Source organism: Pseudomonas sp. Irchel 3E20 (genome assembly GCF_900187645.1).
Classification (GTDB): domain Bacteria; phylum Pseudomonadota; class Gammaproteobacteria; order Pseudomonadales; family Pseudomonadaceae; genus Aquipseudomonas.
The window spans coordinates 188,693-214,836 of the sequence record NZ_FYEE01000005.1 but is presented as its reverse complement, the minus strand read 5'-3'; the positions used below and the strand labels follow the sequence as shown (position 1 = coordinate 214,836).

General features: G+C 61.9%; 24 protein-coding genes. 6 read left to right on the top strand and 18 right to left on the bottom strand.

Annotation, left to right across the window (positions count from 1 at the left end; genetic code table 11):
- Window positions 1–2: 2 nt before the first annotated feature.
- The gene (locus CKW13_RS11870) at window positions 3–332 is read left to right on the top strand and encodes a hypothetical protein (protein ID WP_095108804.1); all 330 of its coding nucleotides are present in this window, start codon (window positions 3–5) and stop codon (window positions 330–332) included.
- A gap of 120 nt (window positions 333–452) precedes the next feature.
- On the opposite strand, the gene glyA is transcribed toward CKW13_RS11870, so the two are convergent.
- From glyA to serC, 4 genes are all read right to left on the bottom strand, one after another.
- Window positions 453–1,718, bottom strand: a complete 1,266-nt coding sequence (glyA, locus tag CKW13_RS11865) for a serine hydroxymethyltransferase (RefSeq protein ID WP_095108803.1) — start codon at window positions 1,716–1,718, stop codon at window positions 453–455.
- Between the two features lie 28 nt (window positions 1,719–1,746).
- Window positions 1,747–2,559 (bottom strand): YggS family pyridoxal phosphate-dependent enzyme, encoded by an 813-nt coding sequence (locus CKW13_RS11860; protein WP_095108802.1) that lies wholly within the window; start codon window positions 2,557–2,559, stop codon window positions 1,747–1,749.
- Window positions 2,559–3,788, bottom strand: coding sequence for a benzoate/H(+) symporter BenE family transporter (locus CKW13_RS11855; RefSeq protein WP_095108801.1), 1,230 nt, complete (start codon window positions 3,786–3,788; stop codon window positions 2,559–2,561). The genes CKW13_RS11860 and CKW13_RS11855 overlap by 1 nt, the downstream gene beginning before the upstream one ends.
- Before the next feature lie 123 nt (window positions 3,789–3,911).
- A complete protein-coding gene (gene serC, locus CKW13_RS11850; RefSeq protein ID WP_095108800.1) occupies window positions 3,912–4,994 on the bottom strand; it encodes a 3-phosphoserine/phosphohydroxythreonine transaminase in 1,083 nt (360 codons plus the stop codon).
- Between the two features lie 104 nt (window positions 4,995–5,098).
- Here serC and CKW13_RS11845 point away from each other — a divergent pair, with 104 nt between their 5' ends.
- Window positions 5,099–6,598: a PLP-dependent aminotransferase family protein gene (locus CKW13_RS11845; RefSeq protein WP_095108799.1), complete on the top strand. Its 1,500-nt coding sequence runs from the start codon at window positions 5,099–5,101 to the stop codon at window positions 6,596–6,598.
- 12 nt (window positions 6,599–6,610) lie between these two features.
- Here the strand turns inward: CKW13_RS11845 and CKW13_RS11840 are convergent, their stop codons facing one another.
- The 10 genes from CKW13_RS11840 to CKW13_RS11795 all read right to left on the bottom strand — a co-directional run bounded on the left by CKW13_RS11840 (window position 6,611) and on the right by CKW13_RS11795 (window position 15,310).
- Window positions 6,611–6,901 carry a DNA-binding transcriptional regulator gene (locus CKW13_RS11840; protein ID WP_095109001.1) on the bottom strand — a complete coding sequence of 97 codons (291 nt, stop codon included), beginning with the start codon at window positions 6,899–6,901 and terminating at the stop codon, window positions 6,611–6,613.
- Window positions 6,901–7,215, bottom strand: coding sequence for a hypothetical protein (locus CKW13_RS11835; RefSeq protein ID WP_095109002.1), 315 nt, complete (start codon window positions 7,213–7,215; stop codon window positions 6,901–6,903). The genes CKW13_RS11840 and CKW13_RS11835 overlap by 1 nt, the downstream gene beginning before the upstream one ends.
- A gap of 167 nt (window positions 7,216–7,382) precedes the next feature.
- Entirely contained in the window at window positions 7,383–9,215 is a 1,833-nt protein-coding gene (locus CKW13_RS11830) for a long-chain-acyl-CoA synthetase (RefSeq protein WP_095108798.1), read from the bottom strand.
- A gap of 130 nt (window positions 9,216–9,345) precedes the next feature.
- Window positions 9,346–10,008 carry an iron-containing redox enzyme family protein gene (locus CKW13_RS11825; protein WP_095108797.1) on the bottom strand — a complete coding sequence of 221 codons (663 nt, stop codon included), beginning with the start codon at window positions 10,006–10,008 and terminating at the stop codon, window positions 9,346–9,348.
- Window positions 10,009–10,061: 53 nt separating this feature from the next.
- A complete protein-coding gene (locus CKW13_RS11820) occupies window positions 10,062–10,460 on the bottom strand; it encodes an ester cyclase (protein WP_095108796.1) in 399 nt (132 codons plus the stop codon).
- A gap of 38 nt (window positions 10,461–10,498) precedes the next feature.
- Entirely contained in the window at window positions 10,499–11,275 is a 777-nt protein-coding gene (locus tag CKW13_RS11815) for a hypothetical protein (protein ID WP_256576572.1), read from the bottom strand.
- 193 nt (window positions 11,276–11,468) lie between these two features.
- Entirely contained in the window at window positions 11,469–11,912 is a 444-nt protein-coding gene (locus CKW13_RS11810; protein WP_095108794.1) for an HIT family protein, read from the bottom strand.
- Between the two features lie 217 nt (window positions 11,913–12,129).
- Window positions 12,130–13,257, bottom strand: coding sequence for an acyltransferase (locus CKW13_RS11805; protein ID WP_095108793.1), 1,128 nt, complete (start codon window positions 13,255–13,257; stop codon window positions 12,130–12,132).
- 203 nt (window positions 13,258–13,460) lie between these two features.
- Window positions 13,461–14,747: an OprD family porin gene (locus CKW13_RS11800; protein ID WP_095108792.1), complete on the bottom strand. Its 1,287-nt coding sequence runs from the start codon at window positions 14,745–14,747 to the stop codon at window positions 13,461–13,463.
- Window positions 14,748–14,956: 209 nt separating this feature from the next.
- Window positions 14,957–15,310 carry a hypothetical protein gene (locus CKW13_RS11795; RefSeq protein ID WP_141233973.1) on the bottom strand — a complete coding sequence of 118 codons (354 nt, stop codon included), beginning with the start codon at window positions 15,308–15,310 and terminating at the stop codon, window positions 14,957–14,959.
- A gap of 233 nt (window positions 15,311–15,543) precedes the next feature.
- On the opposite strand from CKW13_RS11795, the gene CKW13_RS11790 reads away from it, so the two are divergent.
- Entirely contained in the window at window positions 15,544–17,643 is a 2,100-nt protein-coding gene (locus tag CKW13_RS11790; protein WP_095108790.1) for a TonB-dependent siderophore receptor, read from the top strand.
- 219 nt (window positions 17,644–17,862) lie between these two features.
- On the opposite strand, the gene CKW13_RS11780 is transcribed toward CKW13_RS11790, so the two are convergent.
- The 4 genes from CKW13_RS11780 to CKW13_RS11765 all read right to left on the bottom strand — a co-directional run bounded on the left by CKW13_RS11780 (window position 17,863) and on the right by CKW13_RS11765 (window position 23,414).
- Entirely contained in the window at window positions 17,863–18,075 is a 213-nt protein-coding gene (locus tag CKW13_RS11780) for a hypothetical protein (protein ID WP_095108788.1), read from the bottom strand.
- A 235-nt stretch (window positions 18,076–18,310) separates the two neighbouring features.
- A complete protein-coding gene (gene aguA, locus CKW13_RS11775) occupies window positions 18,311–19,417 on the bottom strand; it encodes an agmatine deiminase (RefSeq protein WP_095108787.1) in 1,107 nt (368 codons plus the stop codon).
- Between the two features lie 5 nt (window positions 19,418–19,422).
- Window positions 19,423–20,301, bottom strand: a complete 879-nt coding sequence (aguB, locus tag CKW13_RS11770) for an N-carbamoylputrescine amidase (protein ID WP_095108786.1) — start codon at window positions 20,299–20,301, stop codon at window positions 19,423–19,425.
- Window positions 20,302–20,501: 200 nt separating this feature from the next.
- Window positions 20,502–23,414, bottom strand: coding sequence for an aminotransferase (locus CKW13_RS11765; protein WP_095108785.1), 2,913 nt, complete (start codon window positions 23,412–23,414; stop codon window positions 20,502–20,504).
- Window positions 23,415–23,605: 191 nt separating this feature from the next.
- Here CKW13_RS11765 and rfbB point away from each other — a divergent pair, with 191 nt between their 5' ends.
- From rfbB to rfbD, 3 genes are read left to right on the top strand one after another with little or no spacing between them, the layout of a single operon-like run.
- Window positions 23,606–24,694: a dTDP-glucose 4,6-dehydratase gene (rfbB, locus tag CKW13_RS11760; protein ID WP_095108784.1), complete on the top strand. Its 1,089-nt coding sequence runs from the start codon at window positions 23,606–23,608 to the stop codon at window positions 24,692–24,694.
- A 2-nt stretch (window positions 24,695–24,696) separates the two neighbouring features.
- Entirely contained in the window at window positions 24,697–25,242 is a 546-nt protein-coding gene (gene rfbC / locus CKW13_RS11755; protein WP_095108783.1) for a dTDP-4-dehydrorhamnose 3,5-epimerase, read from the top strand.
- Entirely contained in the window at window positions 25,239–26,114 is an 876-nt protein-coding gene (gene rfbD, locus CKW13_RS11750; protein ID WP_095108782.1) for a dTDP-4-dehydrorhamnose reductase, read from the top strand. Before rfbC ends, rfbD begins: the two co-directional genes overlap by 4 nt.
- Window positions 26,115–26,144 lie beyond the last annotated feature (30 nt).

Below are 26,144 nucleotides of genomic sequence, written 5' to 3'. Positions count from 1 at the left end.
GTATGGACACCTCAACCGCACAAAGCATCAAGTTGTTTATTGTGTCGGCAACTGGGCTGTCGAAAGACGCGCTGCATATCTATGTGGGGCTGACGGTCTATTTGACATTGATGGCCGTCGTCCGAAGAGGTAGGCCTTACGTGGGTTGGCTGGTTGTTTTCGCCCTTGCGGGTGCTGGCGAGTGGCTAGATCGGCGGGACGATATCGTCAGCCTCGGGTACTGGCGCTGGCAGGCAGGCGTCCATGACATCCTCAATACGTTGTTTTGGCCGACGGTGCTCACACTGTTCTGGCTTTTAAAATGCCCAAAGCAAACCAACGCACAGCCCTAATATCCTGCCCATCCAAACAGGCTTCGAAACCGTTCTGTTTGGATGGGCTGCCATAAGTAGAACTCGGCAAAAAAGGCCTGCGCCTAGCAGGCCTTTTTTGTGTCCGTTTGCCCGGTGGCTTCAGCGATAGACCGGGTGCCGGCGGCACAGGGCGACCACTTGTTCGCGCACCCGTTGGGTGACGTGTTCGGTGCCGCCGTTTTCCAGGGTGTCGAGGACGTCGCAGAGCCAGCCGGCCAGTTGTTCACATTCGAGGGCGGTGAAGCCGCGGGTGGTGACGGCCGGGGTGCCGATGCGCAGGCCCGAGGTGACGAAGGGTGAGCGCGGGTCGTTGGGCACGGAGTTTTTGTTGGCGGTGATGTAGGCGTTGCTCAGGGCCGCGTCGGCGTCTTTGCCGGTGTAGGGTTTGGCGGACAGGTCGATGAGCATCATGTGGTTGTCGGTGCCGCCGGAGACGATGCTGTAGCCGCGCTGTTGCAGCACGGCGGCCATGGCCCGGGCGTTGACCACGATTTGCTGCTGGTAGGTTTTGAACTCGGGCGCCAGCGCCTCTTTGAAGGCCACTGCCTTGGCGGCGATCTGGTGCATCAGCGGGCCACCCTGGACGCCGGGGAACACCGCCGAGTCGAGCTTCTTGTTGAACGCTGCGTCCTGGCCCTTGGACAGGATCAAGCCGCCACGCGGGCCGCGCAGGGTTTTGTGGGTGGTGCTGGTGACCACGTGGGCGTGGGGCAGCGGGTTGGGGTATTCGCCCGCCGCCACCAGGCCGGCGACGTGGGCCATATCCACCCAGAAAATCGCCCCAACCTTGTCGGCAATTTCCCGCATGCGTGCCCAATCCTTGTAACGCGAATAGGCGGAGAAGCCACCAATCAGCATTTTCGGCCGGGTTTGCAGGGCGATTCGCTCCATCTCGTCGTAATCGATCAGCCCGGTCTGTGGGTCGAGGCCGTAAGGCACGATGTGGTAGTGGCGGCCGGAGAAGTTGGACGGGTTGCCGTGGGTGAGGTGGCCACCCTGGGCCAGGTTCATGCCCATCACGGTGTCGCCGGGGTTGATGAGGGCCAGGAACACCGCCGCGTTGGCCTGGGCGCCGGCGTGGGGCTGGACGTTGGCGTAGTCGCAATCGAACAACTGGCACACCCGCTCGATGGCGAGGCGCTCGGCAACGTCTACGTACTCGCAGCCGCTGTAGTAGCGCTTGCCCGGGTAACCTTCGGCGTACTTGTTGGTGAACACCGAGTTCTGCACCGCCATGACCAAGGGGCTGGCGTAGTTCTCGGAGGCGATCAGTTCGACGTGATCTTCCTGGCGGTGCTCTTCGTTATGAATCGCCTTACATAGCTCGGCGTCGAAGTCTTCAAGTTTCAGGGATGAGTCGTACATAGCGTTGGCGTCCTGTAGAGAAAAAGCATCAGTCATGGCCAACGGGGCGGGCGTCCGCCGTTGGCCAGTAATAGGAATCCGGCATGGCCCGAGCGCCGAAGATGGCTTGGCCGACCCGCACCACGGTGGCGCCCTCTTCGATGGCGACTTCAAAATCGCCAGACATGCCCATGGACAGTTCGTCCAGGCCCACCCCGGCCGGGGCGTCCTGGCGTAAGCGCTGGCGCAGTTCGCGCAAACGCACGAAGCACGGGCGCACCCGTGCGACATCGGCCGAAAACAGCGCCAACGTCATCAGCCCCCGCACTCGTAGCGCGGGAAACCCGGGCAAGGCTTGTAGGAATTGGCCAACCTGCTCCGGCGCCAAGCCGTATTTGCTCGCCTCGCCCGAGGTGTTGACCTGGACGAACACGTCCAACTGCCGCCCCTCGCTGTGCAGGCGCCGGTCCAGTTCCTGGGCGACGCGCAGGCTGTCCAGTGCCTGGAACTCGGACGCAAACCGCGCCACTTGCCGGGCCTTGTTGGTTTGCAGGTGGCCGATGACCGACCAGCGCAGGTCGCTCAGGTCGGCCATGGCCTCCCACTTGCGTTGCGCCTCCTGCACTTTGTTTTCCCCCAGCAGCCGACAACCCGCCGCATAGGCCAGGCGTAAGTGGGCCTCGTCAAAGGTTTTGCTCACCGGCAGCAGGCGTACGCTGGCCGGGTCGCGGCCCACGCGGGCGCAGGCGGCGGCGATGCGCTGCTGCACGGCGGCCAGGTTGCGGCGAAAGTCCTCGACGCTGTTGGCCTGCGGATAACGGCCGTGTTGTTGATGCAGGGTTTCATCAGTTGGGCTAGGCATCAGTTGGCGGCTCCTTCGCGGGTGGCAGGGGCGGGCTCGCGGCGCGGCAAACGGCCGTTGAGCACGACGTAGGCGAACAACCCGATCACCAGCCCCCAGAACGCGCCGCCGATGCCGAACAACGTGATGTTAGCGGCGGCGGCCAGGAAGGTAACCAACGATGCCTCGCGGGATTTGGTATCGGCCATGGCCCCGGCCAGGCTCGCGCCGATGGTGCCCAACAGCGCAAGGCCGGCCAGGGTGGTGATGAAGGTTGCCGGGAAGGCCATGAACACCGCCGCCAGCGTCACGCCGAAGATGCCAACGAGCATGTAGAACACCCCCGCCGCCACCCCGGCGATCCAGCGTTTGGAGGGCTCTTCGTGGGCCTCTTTGCCGGTGCAGATGGCGGCCGTGATCGCCGCGATGTTGAACGCATGGGAGCCGAACGGTGCCATCAGCAGCGAGCCGAAGCCGGTGAGGGTGACGATGGGGTTGGCGCTGGTGCTGAAGCCGTCGTTGCGCAGCACCAGCATGCCCGGCATGTACTGGCCGGTCAGGGTAATCAGGAACAGCGGCAGCGCCACGCTGAGCAAGGCGTTGAGGGAGAACCCGGGCATCGTGAATACCGGGCTCGCCAGTTGCAGGCTCAGCCCCGACAGATCAACCCGCCCGCCCGCCAACAACAACGCCAGCCCCAGGGCCAGGATGCCCACCACCGCGTAGCGGGCGCTAAAGCGCTTGAGGATCAGGTAAGCGCCAATCAACACCCCGGCCAGCAGCGGATCGACGCTCAAACCGCCAAAGGCGCCGATGCCGAACTGCAACAGGATGCCGGCCAGCAAACCGGCGGCCACCCCCGGCGGGATCAAACGGATGACTTTTTCAAAGCAACCCGACAAGCCCAGCAACACGAACGCCGCCGCCGAGATCATGTACGCGCCCACCGCCTCGGCGTAGGGCGTGGTGCTCAGGGCGACCACTAGGAATGCCGCCGCCGGCGTCGACCACGCGGTAATGATCGGCTCGCGGGACACCCAACTAAGCACCAACCCGGTGATGCCCACACCCATGGACACCGACCACACCCACGAGGCGGTCAGCTCGGGGCTCAACCCCGCGACCTTGGCAGCCTGGAACACCAGAATGAACGTGCCACCATAGTTGACGATGACCGAAATCAACCCGGCGATAACCGGGTGCACCAGGTCGCGCAAACGCACGGGGGAGCGGGAGGCGGAAGAAGACATGATGGCGGGGGCTCCAGGCAAAACGAGGCGACGGGCCTCGACGGAATGACGATTTATAACGCGGTAATGGCCTGCCTGGCCCCGGCACTTTTGGCACACTGACCAGACCAATTCACGACAGGCCTAGCCGTGTTGGCGGGCGAAGTCCTGCATGAATTCGCTCAAGGCCTCGACCGCCGCCAGTGTCACCGCGTTGTAGAGGCTGGCGCGCAGGCCACCGACCGAGGCATGGCCCTTGAGGCCCTTGAGCCCGCGCAGGTTGGCCCGGCGCAAGAAGTCCGCCTCCAGGGCCGCATCGGCCAGGGCGAACGGCACGTTGTTGATCGAACGAAACGGCGCCTGCACGCGGTTGCGGTAGAAGCCGTCGCTGCCATCGATGCAGGCGTAGAGCACACGCGCCTTGGCCAGATTGGTCTGGTGGATGGCCTCGATTCCGCCCCTGCGGCGCAGCCACTGCAAAGTCAGCCCGGTGAGGTACCAGGCGAAGGTCGGCGGCGTATTGAGCATCGAACGCGCCCGGGCGATGTGGGCGTAATTGAGGATTTCGGGGGTACACGCCAACGCGGTGTCGAGCAATGCCTCATCGACTATCACTACGCTCAACCCGGCCGCGCCCATGTTCTTTTGCGCGGCGGCGTAGATCAGGCCATGGCCGGCGACATCGATGGGTTTGGACAGCAGGCTGGAACAGGCATCGCAGACCAGCGGCACGCCGGCCTCGGGGGGGGCGGCGAACTGCACGCCGTGCACCGTCTCGTTCTCGGTGTAATGCAGGTACGCGGCCTGCGGGTTGAGCTGCCACTGTGCGGCGCCGGGGATGCGGTCAAAATCGCTCTCCTGGCTGCTGGCGGCGATGCGCACGTCACCGAAGCGCCGCGCAACCTGGATCGCCTTGCCCGACCAGAGCCCGGTGTGCAGGTAGTCCGCACTGCCCTTCGTGCCCATCAGGTTCATCGGCACCTGGGCAAATTGCAGCGAGGCGCCGCCCTGCACGAACAGCACCTGATAGTGCGTAGGCACATGCAGCAGCGCGCGTAGGTCTTGTTCGGCGCGGTAGGCCAGTTCCATGAACAGGTCCGAGCGATGGCTGATTTCCATCACCGACATACCGCTGCCGGCGAAGTCGAAGAATTCTCCGTGCGCCTGCTCCAGCACACTCAAAGGTAACGCGGTCGGCCCCGCGCTGAAGTTATGTGACCTTGCCATGCCCGCCCCTCCTCCACTCACGGCTCGCCCGGTGGCGAGGGGCAGAGTCTACGGATAGACTGGCCTGCCTTTTCAGGCCAATTTATTCAGGTTGGGCAGACCACATGGCAAAGACCTTCGAGCTCGAAACCCTCAAGATCCGCCTCAACGATGCCGAGTTCGCGCTGCTTGACCTGCACCAGCGAATTCAGCGGGCCCTGCGTGCGCTCATCATCGAAGGCGCCCTCGGCCCGGGCCTGAAACTGCCCGCGACCCGGGCCTTGGCCAAGTCCTTGGGCATTGCCCGCGACACCGTTGAAAACGCCTACGGGCAATTGCACCGCGACGGTTTCATCGTGCGCCGCGAGGGCTCGGGCAGTTACGTCTGCGAAACCGTGGGCGCCCAGTTGCGCGGCGCGGCACGCCAACGCCTCAAACGCCAGGACAGCCGCCACGACGCCGCCGAGCCCGGCACCGGCCTGAGCCGGCGCGGGCGGATGATCTTCGACAGCGGCGGCGTCAGCGACCAGCAGGTGCTCAAGGCCTTTGCCACCGGCCTGCCGGAAACCCGCAGTTTTCCTACCGATGTCTGGGAACGCCTGCAACGCCAGGCCATGAAGGACTACCGCGCCACCATCCTGCTGCACGGCGACCCGCAAGGCGCCGCGCCGCTGCGCAAGGCCATCGCCACCTACCTGAACCTGGAACGCGGGGCCAAGTGCAGCGCCGAGCAGGTGCTGATCCTGAGCAGCACGCGCCAGGCGTTGTTCCTCTGCGCCCAATTGCTGGTGGACGCGGGCAAACCGATCCTGCTGGAAAACCCCGGCTACTTTGGCGCGAAAAAAGCCTTCGAGACTGCCGAGACCCGCGTCGTGCCCATCGACGTCGATGAGCAGGGCATCCGCACCGACCTGCTGCAAGCCGACCGCAGCGGCGCGCCCTGTGTCTACGTGACGCCGTCCCATCAATACCCCACCGGCGCGACCCTGCCGCTGGAGCGGCGCCTGGAGCTGATCCGCTGGGCCGCCGAACAGAGCAAATGGATCATCGAGGACGACTACGACAGCGAGTTCCACTACGACGGCCTACCTACGGCTTGCGTGCAGGGCCTGGACCCGTACCAGCGCACGATCTACCTCGGCACCTTCAGCAAAACCCTCTACCCGGGCCTGCGCATGGGCTACATGGTGCTGCCCCAGGAGCTGGTCAAACCCTTCACCTACGCGCGCAGCATCATGGACGGCCACACCCCGCAAATCCTGCAACTGACCCTGGCGCGCTTTATGGAGGACGGCCACTACAACGCCCATGTGCGGGCCATGCGCAAGCTCTACGCCGGGCGTCGGGAAACCATGCTCGCCGCCATCGGCCAACACCTGGGCGGCATCGCCACCGCCCTGCGCCCCCAGGGCGGTTTGCAGATCCCCTGCCTGCTCGCCCAAGGCTGGTCGGAGGAAAAGACCCTGCGCCAAGCCGCCAGCGCCGGCCTGCAACTCTCGGGGCTGAGCCGCCTATACGCCGGCGAGGCCCGGCAACAGGGTTGGTTGCTGGGCTATTCGTCCATGACCGCCCATGAGATCGACACGGCGGTGCAGCGGTTGGCGCGGGTGTTGCGTAAGGGGTAAAGCGCGACCCTGTCAGTACTCAAGTGCCGCCAGCACATGCGCCGGGTCGTTATGAATCGCCCGCAACAAGGCGCGCGCCGGGCCTTCTGGTTCTCGTCGGCCCTGTTCCCAGTTCTGCAACGTTGCCACAGGCACATCGATGGCTTTGGCAAAGCGAGCCTGGGACAGGCCCGTAGCCTTGCGGATCATTTTTATCTGCAGCGCATCGATATGAAATTCGCGCGAGGGCGCGCGCGCGCCGCGATCAATCTCGTCCATCTGGGTCATGCTTTCGACCAGACGGTTAAAGAGATTCTTCTCCATCATTTCCACCCTTTGTTTAATTCACTCAACACGCTCTTTTCCCTTGCCGATAGATCGTCCTTGAGCCCCTTACGGTAGATGAGAATCAGGCGAATCTGGCACGCCAACGAGAGATGGTAATAGATCACCCTGACCCCGCCACGCTTGCCTGAGGCACGTGAAACCCAACGAATTTTGCGCAATCCATTTGTCCCCTGGATCACATCGCCCGCCGTGGGATGAACGGCCAGAAACGCCTGGAACTGCGCGTAACTGTCGTCACTGAGAAGCTCATTCACGTCTTCTGTAAAAACCGGGGATTCGATAAATAACATTTTGCCCATCTATACGCCAATGACGTATACAACGCTAGCCCGCCGCCGCCAATCGGGCAATCTGTGGATAAACGGTATTTCGTTGCAAAGTCATTCGCCTCTTCTGCCCCCAACAAAAAGGCCCGCATCCCTGCAAGCCTTGTTGTTCGCCTCACACCCAGCAGCGTTCAGTAGCGGAACTTGCCCCCGTGAATGTCCTCAAGCACCTGCTGCGTCACCGGCACGTACGTCTCGGAGCCGGGCAGCCAGGCGTACACCGGGTCTTCGCCGGTCTGGCTGGGGTCGAAGGCTTCGGCCTTGAGCTTGGTTTTCTGGTACTTGAAGGTGCCGGTGGTTTCCATGCGGGTCTTGATACGCAGGAACATCGGCACCGCGTAGTGCGGCATCTGGCTTTTTACGAAGCGCAGCAACTCGCAAAAATCCAGGTGTTCCAGGGGCGCCGCCGGGGTGATGGCAGCCATGCCGGCGCGGCCGTTGGTGTTGCGGATTTCCACGCCGTAGGCCACGGCTTCGGCGATGTGCGGGTGCTGCACCATGATGTTTTCGACTTCGGTGGTGGAGACGTTCTCGCCCTTCCAGCGGTAGGTGTCGCCCAGGCGATCGACGAACTGGGCGTGGCCAAAACCGATGTCGCGGATCAGGTCACCGCTGTTGAAGTAGCGGTCGCCCTTCTCGAACACGTCGTAGAGGATCACCTTTTTGTTTTTTTCCGGGTCGGTGTAGCCGTCGAACGGCGCGTTGTCGTCGATCTTGGCCAGCAACAGGCCCTGGCCGCCCTTGGCGACTTTCTGCATGAAACCGTTCGCGTTACGCCGTGGCTCGCCGGTGTCGTGTTCGTATTCCACCAGTGACCAGGCGTTCAGGGCAAAACCGATGGTGTTGTCAAAATTGAGGATATTGGTGAAACCGATATTGCCGTCACTGGCCGCGTACAACTCGCAGATGCGCTCGATCTTGAAACGCGCCTTGAAGTCGGTCCACACGCCGGGGCGCAGGCCGTTGCCGATCATTTTCACCACCGGGTTGTCGGCGTCGTTGGGCGCGGGCGGGGTGTCGAGCAGGTAGCGGCACAGCTCGCCGACATAGCAAATGGTGGTGGCCTTGAACTTGCGCGCGTCATCCCAGAACTGGCTGGCGCTGAATTTGCGGCGGATGGCGAACCCCGATGCGCCGGCCAGCGCCGAGCCCCAGCTCACGCACAACCCGGTGCCGTGGTACAGCGGCAAGGTGCAATAGACGATGTCGTCGGGGCGCATGTCCAGGGCGATCATGCCGAAGCTGCCGTAGGCCTTCATCCAGCGCCCGTGCTTGAACACACCGGCCTTGGGCAACCCGGTGGTGCCGGAGGTGTAGATGTAGAAACAGGCGTCGTCGAAGTACACCTGGCCGGTGGTCACGGGGTTGCTCGTGGCGTGTTCTTCGCTGACACGGGTCAGGTTGACGTAGCCCTCGGGGGCGATGCCCGGGTCACGGGTGGTGTCGGTGTCGGCGAGAAAAAAAGTGTTCAGCTCGTCGATGGCCACCTCGTTGCGCACGGCGTCGAACGCCTCGACCAGTTCTTCGCCGACGATGATGGCCGCCGGGTTGACCAGGTTCAGGCTGTGGATCAGCACGTTGTGGGTTTGCGAGGTGTTGAGCATGGCGCAGATGCCGCCGATCTTGCTCACGGCCAGGACGCTGACCAGCAGTTCCGGGCGGTTTTCGATGAAGATGCCTACCACATCGCCTTTTTTCAGGCCACGGGCCAGCAGGTAATGGGCGATTCGGTTGGCCCATTGGTTGACCTGTTCGTAGCTGAAACGGCATTCCTTGTAGAGCAACGCCGGGCCGTGGGGGTTGCGCTGCACCGCTTGCTCGAAGGCCCAGCCCAGGCCGCAGGGCTGGTCGGGTTTGAGCTTGGTGACGTTGACACCCTTGATGAGCCGGGGAATGGCGCGGGTGATGGAGGGGATCTTACGCAGCATCATGCCCCAGGTAATCATGTCGCTATTGCTACTCATGGCACCTCCTCATGGGTTGATCCGTTCCCGCCGGGCACACGCAACAAGTCCCGGCCAACGCATCGTTTTTATTCTGTGTACGCCATGTAAAAACGCCCCGCGCAAGCAGGCCTGCGCGGGGCGGCGCAGCTTAGAACTCGTCGGCGACCGACTCCAGGATCTTGCCCATCAGGTACACGGTGGTGCGCGCCACTTGCATCACTGCCGCTTTCTCTTCGTCGGTCTCGACCCAACGGTCGATGGCGGCGTTGACTTCGGCGGAGTGTTTTTCGTCGATGATGGCGTGAGCCACAAAGAAGGTCAGTTGTTGGTCAGTCAGTTTGAGGCCGTTCTTGCACACGTCCATCAGCGGCTCAAGGTGCTCGTAGCTGTCTTCGGCCCAGAAGCTGTAGCCCAGACGCGGGATGATGCCGCGGCACACAGAGACGAAATCCAAGTAGCCATAAAACGCCTCGGTGGCCGGCAACATGGGTTTTTCGAACTCGGCCGGGTCGACGCCAATGGCGATCAGGTCGTTGTACGCCATGTTTTCATGGCCCAGTTCTTCATACGCATGCTTCATCGCAAAGCGCAGCAGGCCCACTTTCTTGTGGTCCTCGTTCCAGCACGCCACCGCTTGGTTGATCGCGTTGTTCTTGGTGTAGTGGTACACCTGAACAATCGATTTGACGTAAAGATCACGCTGCAATTCAGGGCGTTTCATCATCTGGAAGAAACGGCCGGATTTGATCTTGGCCCACTCTTCATCACAGACGGCTTTCAGCTCTTTGCGGAACTCGGTAACTTCAGTCATTTCACTTTCTTCCTTGGCGGGTTGATGAATCGTTCATGACACTTTTTAGGGTGTTACAGGCGCAATACGGATTTGACGATATAGATGCACTTGGAGAACAGGCCGAGGCCTTCGATAGTGTCCCAGTGCTCCATCAGCACACCGTTTTCGACACGGTAGATATCGATCACCTTGTAATTGACGGTAAAGAAGCGATGTTTGGCCCAGTGCTTGGCATAGAGAAAAACATAGTCCCCTTCGGCACACACCCGTTCAATACTGGTACCCGACTCCGGAAAGGTCTTGAAGAACTGAGTGAAGTACGTCTTGAAGCCTTCGCGCCGCGGCGGAATAAACACGTTATTGTGCTGAACATATTCTTCGGCAATATGGGTATCGGCGACCGCAAGTTCCCGATTACCAAACATACGTTCATAAAATTCGATAACGGCTTCTTTGTTCTTGGCTTCCATCTTCGATCAACCTCGTCGTTTTAGTTTTTCTAGGGGGTTCATACCGCCAGCGAGTGGCGCATGGTGCGAGCGGCCAGGGTGTGGCGCATCAGGTCGTCAATGTCGTGCAGGTCCGGGGGGCAACTTTCCAGGCCGAAGAACGGCGTCACCGAAGGCAGCAAATCGCCTTTGTACAGGGCGTAGTAATGTTCGCCGCGGGCCGGGATCTGGAAGAAAATGCCGTCCTGGTCGAACACAAAACTGTCGAATTTCGGCGCCAGCCGTGGCTTGACGTAGGTGATGAAGGTTTTATAACCGCCCTGCAGGGCCACCAGCGAAGCGCCGGTCATCGCCAAGGCGTTGACCACGTTTTTTACCGGCGAATGCTTGTCGACGATGAGGCGCGACAGTTCAACGCACTCATTTTCATAATTAGGCCCGGAGAACTTCACCAGGTCAGCATGGCTGATAAACTCGCCGGACTCGTGGGGAAACGGCGTAATACGTTGCGTGCCAATAATTTCACCGTCGTAATAACAGGCGAACACATAAGAACGCGGGTCGTATTCGTCCAGGCACACAGTGTCGTCCACGGCATCGCCGAACAGTGTCTTGTAATACACTTTGCGCTGCCCGTATAACCGATAACGGGCACGGGAAAGCTCGATGAATTCGGCCGGCGTTATAACCTGCCTAACTTTGACTTTATCGGACTGGCACATATCCTGAAGCACTGAATCATAGAAGCTGTAGATCGCCGAACCGGCTGAATCATCTTTTACCAATTGCATGCTTGCGGAAGGTAAAGCAATTTTATTGCTCGCGAATGACGACATGAGAATCCCCTTCTTAGTGTGACCTGTATTGTTTGGCTCGGCCCAGCGGCACAACTCAACTGCCACAGTTCAATACATAGCTTCGCCTCCTTGCGTAGTTATCGAATTGCCCATCAATATTTACAGCGCACGCCGAGACAACTGAACCCGGAAAACCCGGGTATGTCTTGCCACTAAAACGGCATCCTACGTATTACGCTGACAGCAACTTCAAAGATTCACGGATACGCGCCGCCCGCTCGCTCAGTACTTCAAACGGTGCGGTTGCCAGGTTGGCATGGGCCAGGTTGAAACCATCATCCACGTACCGGGCCAGCACATGCAGGTGCGCGTGGCCAACGGTTTGACCCGCCACGGCGCCATCGCACAGCAGCAGGTTGATGCCTTCGCAGGGGGTCTCATCGAGCAGCAAGCCGCTGTTGCGTAGCGCGGCGGCCATCTTCTGGCCAATGCGCATCATGTGGCCGCAGGTATCGGGAGCAATGTCGGCCAGGCCACTGGCATGGGCCTTGGGGATGACGAGAACATGGCCGGGTGTGATCGGCTGAATGGAGAGAAATGCCAGGCACTGGTCGTCTTCGTAGACAACGCTGGCTGGTAGGTGACCGGAGACAATTGCACAGAAAATGCAGTTCACGGATAGCTCCCTCTATTGTTATATGTGCCCGCCCGTGGGTAGTCGATCCGGACGTGCTACAGGCTGAATTCCTTTACAGCGCTTGCAGGTGTGAGCGCACAGCTTGTAGGAGAAATTACGCCCGGCGTTTGGCGTCTGTACATGGGAGTTTTGAAATGTTTTGTATCTCAACGCCCAGGAAATGCGTATCAAATTGATTTGCATCAGGTTTATTTCTTTACAAAGGCTGTAGGGCCGGCTTGCGACCGATGAGCGAGCGGCCATACGCCTGGCCCTTGAGTTCGATGTACTGATAGGTGAAGGACGAGATAAACACCACGGCCAGCACCACCAACGCGGCAGTGAGGTTGTTCAACTGCACATTGCCGGTGTCCAGGTGGCGGGCCTCAGCACCGTTAAACGTCAGCGTCACGCCCAAGACTTTCTCCAGCACCATGAACATCGATACGACACAAAACAGCACCGCCGCATGGGTCAGATAAATGGAGTAGGACAACTTACCCAGCAGGCGAAACAGGCGCTGCGTGCACAGCCGGGAGAACGCCCCCGCCTCGAAGGCAAATGCCACCACGACCACACAGAACGACAGGCAGACCACCAGGAACTTCTGTTCAATATCCGCAACCATCAACACCCCGGCGACCAGCAAAGAAACGCCCTCGATCAACGTAAAAACCATGAACCGCGGTTTTACCCGGCCGGCCACAACAGCAAAAAGCCGATAACACAGCGCCCCGGCGAAAAAGCAGAACACCCCGCGCAATGCCTCTTGGGTAAAGAACTCGTTCTGCCGATAGATCAGCGCAAACGCCCAGCCACACAGGGCCAGCCAAAGGAAAAAGCGGCGCTGGCCGGTCAGGGCAAGGGTCAGGGCAAACAGCATGTAGGTGTAGTACTCGATGCTGATACTCCACGCCGGGAAGTTGAACGACAGCGGATTGGTCCAGTGCGTCCAGGATTGCAGCAAGAACAAATTGGGCAATATTTGCGCAGGTGCAGACTTACCACTAAAAGGTTCGTGATTGAACGACATGCCCTGGTCATAGGCGAGGACCTTGCCAAACTCCAAAACAATAAATATCCCCAGCATGAAGATATGCAGCGGAAACAGGCGAAAGGTTCGGGAGATGAAAAAGTGCCTGAAATTGAACGCCATCCTTGAACCATAAACATGGGTCAGGACAAACCCGCTTAACACGAAAAAGAACGACACCAAGGCGTAGGAATGCCGAAAGAAAGCCAACTCGGTAAAGCTGTCGTAGATGCGCAAGTGGTAGACCACCACCGCCAATGCGCAAAGCCCGCGAAAACTGTCCAACGCATGAAACCTATGGTCTTTGTGCATATGCCGCCCTTCTCTGCCGCCGATGGCGCTAGCGCCTCCTATCCATATAAACGGCGAGATCAGGGCTCATTAATGGCATTTCGCAAGCGTAGACCACACACAGTCGACTGGCCATTGCACGACCATCACACATAAAAAAACCCCGAACCAGTCGGGGTTTTTTCGTTCAGCCAGCCCTCAGGTCAGCGTCACACACGCGTTCATCAGAACACGTTGATCGGGTAGTCGACGAACACACGCAGCTCGTTACCGCTGTCGTTGTATTCAGCCGATTTTTGCGACACCCGCAGGATGGAGCTACGCAGCCTTACGCTCAGGTCTTTGGCCGGGCCGCTTTGGACCACGTACTTGAACTGGTTGAAGATTTCGCGCTCGGTACCACCGGTGCTGGTGGAGGTGGTGATGTTGTCGCCACGCACGTAGGCGAAGTTGTAGCTCAGGCCCGGCACACCGAAGGTGGTGAAGTCCAGACCGTAGCCCAACTGCCAGCTGCGCTCGTCTTCGGCGTTGAAGTCAGACCAGTAGGAGTTGGCCAGGTAGATGGTGTTGCCACCGTCACCGACGCGACCTGTGTTCTGGTAGCCGCCGTACGGGTAGCCGGTGTTGGCGTCGCCGGTGCTGCGCTGGTGCGCCAGGGTGAACGAGTGAGCGCCGAGGGCGTAGGTGGCCGCCAGGCTCCAGATTTTGTTGTCGTCGCCGGTCAGGCCGTTGTCTTTGACGTAGGAGCTGTCCAACTTGCTGCGATAGCCGTTGAAGTCCAGAGTCAGGGACTGGTCAGTGGCCAGCGGGAACACGTAGTTGAGGTTGATGTACTGCTTCTTCAGCACGTCTTCGACGTCGGAAGCGTACAGCGCGCCCTTGAACTGTTCGGTGAACTGGTAGCTACCGCCCAATACGTTGATCGACTTCAGGCCACCGCTGTCGTGGCCTTCGGCGCTTTTACGCGATTCGGCGGTGAAGCGGCCGGCGTTCAGTTCCAGGCCTTCGATTTCTTTGGAAGTAATCAGGGTACCGGTGTAGCTCTCTGGCAACAGGCGACCGTTGTCGTAGTTCAGCACCGGCAGGGCCGGCATTTGGTCGCCGTAGGTCAGGGTGGTGCTGGACAAGCGGAACTTCACTGCCGCGCCGGCCTTGGCCAGGTCGCCGGCCGGGTTGCCGCTGTCGCCCAATTTGAAGAAGTCGATACCGCCGCCACCGCTGTGGCTGCCTTTGTCCAGGCGCACGCCGTACAGGCCGAAGGCGTCAACGCCCACGCCGACGGTGCCTTGGGTGAAGCCGGACTTGAACGTGCCGATGAAGCCTTGGCCCCATTCACGCTGGTCACGGTTGCCGTCTTTCTTGTCGCGATTGATGTAGGCGTTACGCAGCAGCACGTTCAGGCTGCTGTCTTCAACGAAGCCCTTAGCCTGGGCTTGTTCGTTAGCCATTGCCTGAGTGGCTGTTGCGCTCAAAATCCCCAGTGCGATCAGACCGATCCGCTTATTCAACATATTATTTTCCTTATTTCGGGTTGATACGCGCTGTGACGGCAGACAGGGAGGCGTTTGAACGCTCTTTTTCCCGGCCCTAAATAAAAAAGCCCGCCCCACGAACCAACGCGGCGGACCTCTTATTATTTTGATATATGGCTTATAGCCACAGGCGTTGAGGCGAATCCTATCCGCGCCCTCAACGACGTGTCAATTTCATGAATCTTCTGTCAATAGGCCAATTTCTTATAAGGCTGCCAGACGTGACCTACACCTAGCCGGGTCGAATACTCAAGCCTGCGCTGCTGCGTCGCCACAGCCCGCGTCTTCGCACACCAGCGCGGGCGCTGAAAAGGGGTGTCGATGCGGCCCCAGGACTTGCGCTGCCAAGCCGCGAACACTGCGGGTTTACCCAAGCAGGGGCCAATATCGATCAGCTGGAAATGGCCGTCCTGTTCCAGCGCCAAGGTCGAGAAACCCTGCCCGCAAAGCCAGGCCAATAAGGCGCGGCTTTCTTTTACAGGGTCGGCCAGTGCAGCACGGCTGACGCACGCCAGCGCGCGGCTAAAGGCCGCGGGTTGCAACCGCAGCAGCAGCCTAGCCCTGCCATCGTTTTAGAAAAATACCGTGTCGGGTTTTTGTCTGTTACGCCCCTGGTAAAAATGGCTGAAAGCCCTTGCCCTGTGCATCAAAGACCGCAGAAACATAACGAAACATCTAAATTGCACAGCCAATCAATAATAATTAACCAGAGTAAATAGCACGCATTATCATTCGCACCCTCTTCTGTTTTTCACATATTTGGATGCGTTTTCCGATGCCTGCCCCTTTCCGCTTTTCGCCCGTTTCCCTTGGGCTTTGCACTTTGCTGTGCGCCGGTTTTGCCAGTGCCGCCACCACCGTATTGCCCGCCACCGCCATCAGTGCCCAAGCCGATACGCCGGACGACGACCCACGCGTCAAGCAAACCAGCACCGCGACCCGCACCGCCACGCCTGTGCGCTACGTGCCGCAAGCGATTGATTCGGTGAAAACCGCCAATGTCATGGACTACGGCAACAACGATTTGGGCAAGGCGTTGAGCGGCCAACCCAATATCAGCAGCGGCGCCGACACCCGCTTCGACAGCCTGCGCATCCGCGGTTTCGACGCCAGCAACGACTTCTACCTGGACGGTATCCGCGACGACAGCCAGTACAAGCGCGATCTGCACAACATCGAGCGGGTAGACGTGCTCAAGGGCCCGGCGGCGGTGCTCTATGGCCGTGGCAGCCAGGGCGGGATCATCAACCGGGTGAGCAAACTGCCGCAGTTCGGCCGCCGCTCCACCCTTGAAGCACAGGGCGGTAGCGAAGACCTGCGCAGCCTCTACGCCGACCTGAGCACCGACCCCAGCGACAACCTCAGCCTGCGCCTGAACATGGGCAACGAGGACCAGAACAGCTTTCGCGATGGCGTGGACGGCAACCGCCAGTTGTTCGCCCCGTCCATGAGCTGGCAATTGACCCCCGAGCTGAATTGGCTGGTGCAGTACGAATACAGCCGTTACAACCGCACCCCCGACCGTGGCATCCCCGGCATCAACGGGCGCCCGGCGGACGTGGGCCGCGACACCACCTACGGCGGCGAACACGATTTTATCGACGACAAATCCCAGTCCCTGCGCTCCAAGCTCAGCTACGAGTTGGCCGACAACTGGCAACTGCGCCACACCCTGGGCGTGTTCAAGCTCAACAGCGACTTCGATAACACCTACCAGACCGGCTACGACAAAAAAACCGGCAAGGTCACCCGCCAGCACTGGCAGCAGGACCTCACCACCCGCAACGTCTACAACAACCTGGAGCTGGAGGGTGGCTTCGACACCTTCGGCCTGGAGCATCGCCTGCTCACCGGCCTGGAACTGGGCAGCCAACGCCGCGACCCGACCCTGTACAACGCCGCCACCAAAGGCGCCAATGTGCTGCCGGTACCGGGCCTGGACCTGTACAACCCCGATCGCAGCCTGGTGCATCGCGGCGCCATGACACTGTTCAGCAGCAGCCATACCGAAGTCGAAAGCCGCGCGGTGTATGTGCAAGACCAACTGCGCCTCAACGATCAATGGCAACTGCTGGCCGGCCTGCGCTACGACACCTTCGATATCGAGTCCACCAACAACCTCACCCGCCTCACCGAGGACCGCGACAGCCACAGCACCAGCCCACGGCTGGGCGTGGTCTGGACGCCGTTGCAGGACCACTCTTTCTACGCCTCCTGGACCAAGACCTTCTCCCCGGTGGGCGGCGGCCTGATCGGCATCACCCCGGGCGCGGCCGGCAATACCAACGACCTGAGCCCGGAGCTGACCAAGCAGAAAGAAATCGGAGTCAAGAGCGACTGGCTCGACGAACGCCTGAGCACCACCCTGGCGGTGTATGAACTGGAACTCTACAACCGCCGCACCACCGACCCGGACGACCCCACCAAAACCGTGCTCAGCGGTATGCAGCGCTCACGCGGCATCGAGCTGACGGCCGCGGGCAACATCACCGGCAACTGGTACTTACGTGGCGGCATCGGTGTGCAAGACGCCACCATCGTCAAGGACAACAACGGCCAGGAAGGCAAACGCATCAACAACGTGGCCAAGCGCAATGGCAGCCTGTTCCTGACCTGGAAACCACACATGGGCTGGTACGCCGAAACCGGCCTGACCCTGGAAGGCGACCGCTTCGCCGACAACGCCAACACCACCGTACTACCCGGCTACGGCCGTTGGGATGCGTTGGTGGGCTTGCGCCAGAAAGACTGGGACCTGCGCGCGGCACTGAACAACATCACCGACCGCACCTACTACGCCTCGGCCACCAGCGCCGCGCAAATCCAACCCGGCGCACCGCGCAGCCTGGTGGTGACGGGAACCTATAGCTTCTAAACCCCAAAACCCCAGGCAAACCTGTGGGAGCGGGCCTTGCCCGCAATGGCGCCAGCCTGGCCAGTGAATAGGCGGGCCTCATCGCGGGCAAGCCCGCTCCCACTGCAGTGGGTGGCGCTCAAAACCCACAGGGAGGGATCTGCGGGGATGGTAAATGGCAAATCCTGAACAAAAAAAAGCGCTGCCATCCGGGCAGCGCTTGTACCAATCCGTTGATGTCTATCCTTGCATCACATCCCACAGCGCCTGGATTTCAGCTTCGCTGAACAACCCAACCGGGTAACGCTCGATCATCGTCCGGCGCGAGTCGCTGTAGGCAACCCGGCGCGCTCCATTGGACTTCAACCATCGCGCCAGAACCTGGAGCGATTCGCGATTTATTGCCAGGGGATGCAGTGTTCGCTCGCAGACCATATTCAATTTGGCGTCCATTTCAACGCACTCTCCTGGTTTGTGAGCGGCCAACTTATCCAAGCTATATGACAGAACGTCGCAGCCTGGATTAACGCTAAAGGCAGATACAAGAGCTGTGCCAAGGCAGGGGATTGTCTGACGATCGACATAAAAAAACCCGCAGCTCAGGCCGGCTGCGGGTTTGGTTACTTCTACCGGGGTTGGCCGGGCACCGGCGGCGCCTTGGCGGCGACACCGGCTGTTACAACCTCACTCACTCTTTGTGCGGCGCAGGCTGTTGTTGGGTAAGGCAGTGAATATTGCCGCCACCCAGTAACAACTCGCGCCCCGGCACCATGACCACTTCGTGCTGGGGGAACAGCGCCTGGAGAATCTCGCGCGCCGGCTCGTCCAACGGGTCGTCGAAACTCGGCGCAATGATGCCGCCGTTGACGATCAGGAAGTTGACGTAGGACCCGGCCAGGCGCACCGACGGGTTGCGCTCCTGGCTGCCTTCCACTGCGTCCACCCCGGCACACTCTTCTGCGGTCGCGTACAGCGGCCCCGGAATCGGCATCTTGTGCACCACCAAGGTGCGGCCCTTGGCGTCGGTGGTGGTTTCCAGCACCTTCAGCGCGGCCTGGCAGCGCGGGTAGTTGGGGTTTTGCGGGTCGTCCGTCCAGGCCAGCAGCACTTCGCCGGGGCGCACGTAGCAGCAGAAGTTATCCACATGGCCGTCGGTTTCGTCGTTGAACAGGCCATCGGGCAGCCAGATGACTTTATCCACAGCCAGATGAGCGCCAAGCACCGCTTCGATCTCTTCGCGGCTCAGGTGCGCATTGCGATTGCGGTTGAGCAGGCATTCCTCGGTGGTAATCAGGGTGCCTTCGCCATCGACGTGGATCGAGCCGCCCTCCAGCACAAAACCCTCGGTGCGGTAGCGCGCGGCCCGTTCGATTTCGAGGATCTTGCTGCCCACCTGGCAATCGCGGTTCCACGGCGCATACAGGCCGCCGTCAAACCCGCCCCAGGCATTGAAGTCCCAGTGCACGCCGCGCACCTGGCCGTCGTTGTTGATGACGAAGGTCGGCCCGGTGTCACGCACCCAAGCGTCGTCGCTGGACATCTCGACCACGCGGATATTGGGCACGTCCAGGCGCGCCCGGGCGTTTTCGTATTGCGCCGCCGACACCGCTACCGTCACCGGCTCGAAGCGCGCGATGGCCTTGGCCACCGCAACGTGGGCGGCCTGCGCGGGCTTGCCGCCCAGGCGCCAGTTGTCCGGGCGCTCGGGCCAGATCATCCAGGCCTGAGTCTGCGGCGCCCACTCGGCCGGCATGTAGAAGCCGTCAGCGCGCGGGGTGCTGTGCAAAGTGGTCATGGCGATCAGGACTCCAAAGAACCGTCGAGGGTCTTGAGGGCGCCGTACAGGTTCGGCCGGCGGTCGCGGAACGAGCCCCAAGCGCTGCGGATGTGCTCCAGCTCATCGAGGTCGAAGCTGTGCACCAGCACGCCTTCTTCGGTTTCGTTGAGTTCCTGGACCTTCTCGCCGAACTGATTGGCGATGAACGAGGAGCCGTAGAAGGTGATGTCGTAGCCGTCCTGCTCTTCGTTGCCGATGCGGTTGCTGGCGATCAGCGGCATCAGGTTGGCACCGGCATGGCCCTGCTGCACGCGCTGCCAGTGGTCGCGCGAGGAGATGGTCTTGTCATGCGGCTCGCTGCCGATGGCGGTGGGGTAGAACAGGATTTCCGCGCCTTGCAGCGCCATGCTGCGGGCGCACTCGGGGAACCACTGGTCCCAGCAGATGCCCACGCCGATTTTCGCGTAGCGGGTGTTCCATACTTTGAACCCGGTGTCGCCGGGGTTGAAGTAATACTTTTCGTGGTAACCAGGGCCGTCCGGGATGTGGCTCTTGCGGTAGATGCCCAGGTTGCTGCCGTCGGCGTCGATGATGGCGATGCTGTTGAAACGCGCCCGCCCAGCCAGCTCGAAGAAGCTGATGGGCAGCACCACTTGCAGTTCCTTGGCGATTTTCTGGAAGTGCTTGATGGCCACGTTGTCGTCAACGTGGGTGGCCAGTTGCAGGTAATCGGGGTTGGGCTTCTGGCAGAAGTACGGGCTCTCGAACAACTCCTGGATCAGGATGATCTGCGCGCCCTTGGCGGCGGCTTCGCGCACCAGTTTCTCGGCGGTCTCGATATTGGCTTCGAGGTCCCAGGAACAGGCCATCTGGGTGGCGGCGACGGTAACGATACGGCTCATGAATCATCTCCTGGGGGGGTGGTCGGCCGCCCAGGATAACGGGGGCCGATGACAGAGCGGGGAACGCGGGTAGATATGGAGGCCTTTATAGCCGATAAAAATCGGCTATTGAAGTCTGAAATTATCCACCCATCTAAAAAGCTGCATTTATTACCGATAACAATCTGACTTCATACGCTGAAAATCATCACGGCAGACCTCTACAACCCCTCATCCAGCACCTTGGACAGCATATCGACGAAGAAATCCACACTCTGGCGGGTGGTGACCATCGGCGGCTTGATCTTGAGGATGTTCAGGTAATCGCCGGTGGGCTGCATGAAGATCCCCAATTCCCGCAGGCGCTCGCACAGGGCCGCGGTTTCTTCGCTGGCCGGCTCCAGGGTGGCGCGGTCGCGGATCAACTCCACGCCCAGGTAGAACCCCGAACCGTGCACCGCGCCCACCAGCGGATGGTGCTCGGTCAGGGCTTGGAGGCGGGCCTTGAAGTGCTCGCCCACCACTTGGGCGTTTTCCCAGAGTTTCTCTTCGGCCATCACGTCCAGCACCGCCATGCCGATGCGGCAACTGACCGGACTGCCGCCCGAAGACGAGAAGAAGTAACCCTCGGCCTCCAGCGCTTCGGCGATTTCCCGGCGGGTAATCACCGCGCCCAGGGGCTGGCCGTTGCCCATGCCCTTGGCCATGGTGATGATGTCGGGCACCACGCCCTGCTCTTCAAAGCCCCAGAAGAACTTGCCCATGCGCCCGTAGCCGACCTGCACTTCGTCGGCGATGCACACGCCGCCCTGGGCGCGCACCTTGGCGTACACCTGCTGCAAATAGCCTGGCGGCAGGGAGATCCCGCCCGCGTTGCCGTACACCGGTTCGCAGATAAACCCGGCGACCTGGCGTTGCTGCCGCGCCAGGTTGGCCAGGGTCTGCTCCACGCTGCGCACGTAGGCCGGCGCACTGTCGGGGCCGCGGAACGGCCCACGGTAAGTGTTGGGCGCGGTGACCGGGTGCACCCAGTCGGGGCGGGTGCTCAGGGCTTGTGGGTTGTCGGCGATGGAGGTGGAAATCGCATCGGTGGCCACCGACCAGCCGTGGTACGCCTCCAGCACGCTGAGCATGTCGCGCCCGCCGCTGTAGGCCCAGGCCAGGCGAATCGCCAGGTCGTTGGCTTCGGTGCCGCTGTTGACGAGAAACACCCGGTCCATGGAGGCCGGCGCCAGTGCCAGCAAGCGTTCGGAGAACTCGGCAATGGCCGCGTAGTGAAACCGCGAGTTGGTGTTGAGCAGCGACCACTGGCGGCTCGCCTCCTGGGCCATGCGCGGGTGGCCGTGGCCGAGCACCGCGACGTTGTTGAGCATGTCCAGGTAGGAGCGGCCCTGCATGTCGATCAGGTGGTTGCGCCAGCCGCGTTCGATACGCGGCGGGTCGGCGTAATAGTGTTTTTGCGAGCGGGCGAAACTGGCCTCGCGGCGCGCCAGCAGGGCCTGCGGGTCGGTTTCTGGCGCGGCATCGCAGGCCAGCCCCAGCAGCGCCGCCGGGGACGGGCACAAGGCTTGCCACGCCGGGGCGCGGGTGGGTGAGCAAAAGAGCGGCGGGTCGAGTTCGGCGCTGCGGCACACTTGCACCTGCAACAAGCCATTGGCCGTGCCCAGCGCCTGGCCCTTGCGCAGCGCCGTGGCGGCTTCTGGCAACGGCACCACGCCCCATAAACGCAGGCTCGACGCCGCGCCATCGAGTTGCACGGCGCCCTCGCCCAGGCTGCGCAACGTGCCGTCGAACGGCGCTTGCACCGCCGTGCCCAAGGGCACGTGGAGCTGCACGTGCAGCGGGCAAGTCTCGGGTTCCACCGCGCTGTCGATGCGCGTGCGCGAGAGGCGGTACTGGCCATAACGGCTGGCCGCCAGGCCATGCACGGCCGCCGCTTCGGCCAGCAAACGCTCATCGATGCCGGCCTGCTCCCAGTTGCCCGCTTCGAAATGGGGGCTGAGCACGCCCAGGTCGAGCAACACGAACTCACGCCCCACCAGCCCCGGCAACAACGGCGCAAAGCCCTCGCTGGCCACGGGTGCGGGCACCTCGCCGACGGCGCTGAGAATCGCCGCTTCCATCAGGGCCAGCGGCACCGAGGTGGCCACGCGGAAAATCTCCCATTCATGGCTCAGGTTGTCGCGGCTGTACTGGTTGCCGGGGTCGATGCTCACTTGCTGCTCACCGCTGAGCACCAGCACCGCCGCGCGGGCCACGATCAGCGGCCACAACGCCTGCAACTCCTGGGGCAGCAAGGGGTTGACGCGGTGATAGGCGCGGATCGCCGGGAGGATATAGAAGGGGTCGCCCTCGGCATGGTGCAGCAACGCCGCGCAGGTCACCGAGAGGTCGGCGATGCGCCAGGTGCGGACCAGGTCGCCAAAATCGATCACGCCTTGCAACTGCCATTGGCGCTGGGGATCGCGCTGCCAGACCACGTTGTCGTCGGTAATGTCCAGGTGAATCGCCTGCACCGGCAGGCTCGCCCGCAGCGGCTGCAAACGTTGCTCGGCCTGCTGCGCGGCGGCGGCCACCTGCTGCTGTTGGCCTGCGTCGCCCAGCACCGGCAGCAAATGGGCGATCAACGCCTGGGCGTGTTGCGGGTCCCATTGCAGGGCGCGCTCCAGGCCTGGGTGCTGGAAGGTCGCTAAAGCCCGGTCCATCTCGCCGCACAGGCGCCCCAGGCCAGCCACCAGCTCCGGGCCCAGGTGCTTGAGGTGGGTCAGGGAGCGGCCGTCGATGTACTCCAGCACGCGCACATGCACCGGCGCGCCGGCCACTTCCAGGGTCAGCAGGTCTGCACCGTTACGCGCGGCGAGCACCCGGGGCACCGGCAGCCCGGCCTGCCCCGCCAGGTGCTGGAGCGCCGCGTGCTGGGCGGCGAGTTCGGTGGCGGCGTAGTCGCCCCGGCAGATTTTCAGCACGTATCGGCCCTGGTCGCTGTCCAGGCGATAGTTCAAATCCTGCTGGCTGCCCAGCGCCTGCAAGGTGCCGCTCAAACCGTAATGCACCTGGAGCAGTTCCAGTGCCTGGGCCGCGCTGAATTGCGGGCCGGGCAGGCTGGCACGGTGAATCATGGTGGCGAGCGACATAGCAAAACCCCTGGGTTGAGAATCAGGCGCCTATCTCGCCACTGCGCTGGCGGTTACGCAAGCCCCTGCCGTCGTCCTACACGCGGCTGCGATTTATCCGAATTCTCCCGCCAGCCTTGCGCCGCCCGCCAAGGGGCGACAGGCTATGCTCCTTTTTGCTCCACGCCTGCTCCAGAAAGAAGGTCCACGACATGCGCATTCTCATCACCGGCGGCGCCGGGTTCATTGGCTCGGCCCTGATCCGCCACCTGATCGAGCACACCGATCATGAGGTGCTCAACCTGGACAAACTGACCTACGCCGGCAACCTCGAATCCCTGGCCAGCATCGCCACCAACACCCGTTACGAGTTCGTCCAAGCCGACATCGCCGACCAGGCCACCGTCAGCACCGTACTGGCGCGGTTCCAGCCCCAGGCCATCATGCACCTGGCCGCCGAGTCCCATGTCGACCGTTCCATCGATGGCCCGGCAGCGTTCATCCAGACCAACATTGTCGGCACCTACGCCTTGCTCGAAGCCGCCCGCGCCTACTGGCAGACGCTGGCCGAGGCAGACAAACGGGCGTTTCGCTTTCACCACATCTCCACCGACGAAGTCTACGGCGACCTCCATGGCGTGGATGACCTGTTCACCGAAACCACGCCCTACGCCCCCAGCTCACCCTACTCGGCCAGCAAAGCGGCGTCCGATCACCTGGTGCGCGCCTGGCATCGCACCTATGGCCTGCCGGTGCTGCTGACCAATTGCTCGAACAACTACGGGCCGTTCCACTTCCCGGAAAAACTCATCCCGCTGGTGATCCTCAACGCCCTGGCCGGCAAGCCGCTGCCGGTGTACGGCAACGGCCAGCAAGTGCGCGACTGGCTGTTCGTCGACGACCACGCCCGGGCCCTGCTCAAAGTGGTCAGCGCAGGTGAGGTCGGGCAGACCTACAACATCGGCGGCCACAACGAGCAGAAGAACATCGACGTGGTGCGCGGCATCTGCCAGTTGCTGGAAGAACTGGCGCCGCAAAAACCGGCCGGTGTGGCGCAGTTCGCCGATCTCATCACCTTCGTCACCGACCGCCCCGGCCACGACCAGCGCTACGCCATCGACGCCAGCAAGATCGAACGCGAACTGGGCTGGGTGCCCGAAGAAACCTTCGCCAGTGGCCTGCGCAAAACCGTGCAGTGGTACTTGGCCAACCTTGCGTGGTGCCAGCATGTGCAGGACGGCAGCTATCAAGGCCAGCGCCTGGGCAACAGTGACTTCAAAGACCTGATCGCCGGAGCCTGAGCATGAATGTCATCCCTACCCAACTGCCCGGCGTGCTGGTGATCGAGCCGAACGTGTTCGGCGACGAGCGCGGTTTTTTCTACGAAAGTTTCAATGCCCGGGCGCTTGCCCAGGCCACGGGCCTGGAGCTGAATTTCGTCCAGGACAACCATTCCCGTTCGCGCCAAGGGGTGCTGCGCGGCCTGCACTATCAGTTGCAAGACACCCAAGGCAAATTGGTGCGCGTCACCGTCGGCGAAGTGCTCGACGTGGCGGTGGACATCCGCCGCAGCTCGGCGCATTTCGGCCAGTGGGTGGCGGTGCGGTTGTCGGCACAGAACCACCGCCAATTGTGGGTACCCGAAGGCTTCGCCCATGGCTTTGTGGTGCTCAGCGAAGTGGCCGAGTTCCTCTACAAGACCACCGATTACTACAACCCCCAAGCGGAGCGCTGCCTACGCTGGGACGACCCCACACTGGCCATCGACTGGCAACTGGACGAGGCGCCGCAATTGTCGGCCAAGGATCAGGCCGGCCAGTGGCTGCGCGACGCGGACCTGTTCCCATGAAGATCCTTATCAGCGGCCAGCACGGCCAGGTCTCCCGCGAGCTGCAAACCCACCTCAAGGGCTTGGGCGAGTTGGTGGTGCTGGGGCGCGAGCAACTCGACCTCGCTGACCCCGCGCAGATCCGCCACCAGGTACAGAGCATCCGCCCGCACCTGATAATCAACGCCGCCGCCCACACCGCCGTGGATCAGGCCGAAAGCGAGCCGGACCTGGCCTTCGCCATCAACGCCACGGCGCCCCAGGTTTTCGCCGAGCAGGCACAGGAATTGGGCATTCCGTTGATCCACTACTCCACCGACTACGTGTTCGACGGCAGCAAAAACGCGCCGTACACCGAGGCCGATGCGCCCAACCCCTTGAGCGTATACGGGCGCAGCAAACGGGCGGGCGAGCAGGCCATCAGCGCCGTGGCGGGCCAGCACCTGATTTTGCGCACCAGTTGGGTGTACTCCACCCATGGGCGTAATTTCCTGCTGACGATGCAACGCCTGCTGCAAGAAAAACCTCACCTGCGCATCGTTGCCGACCAGATCGGCGCGCCTACCTGGGCCGCTACCATCGCCCGCAGCACGGCGCAGTTGATCGAACGCTGGCAGGCCGGCCGCGCCGGGCCGTGGGGCGTGTACCACTTGAGCGCGGGCGGTGAGACTTCATGGTTCGGCTTCGCCCAGGCCATCGCCGCACACCTGCAAGCCATGGGCCGGCCCTGTGCCAGCCTGGAGCCGATCCCGACACGCGACTACCCAACCCCCGCCACCCGCCCGCTCAACTCGCGCCTGGACTGCTCGCACCTACAGCAGCAGTGGGGCGTCAGCCAGCCCGATTGGCGCAGCGCACTGCACGAGTGCCTTGCAGGGCAGCACTGGGCATAATGCCCCCTCGCCCCGACAGCAATCAGAACG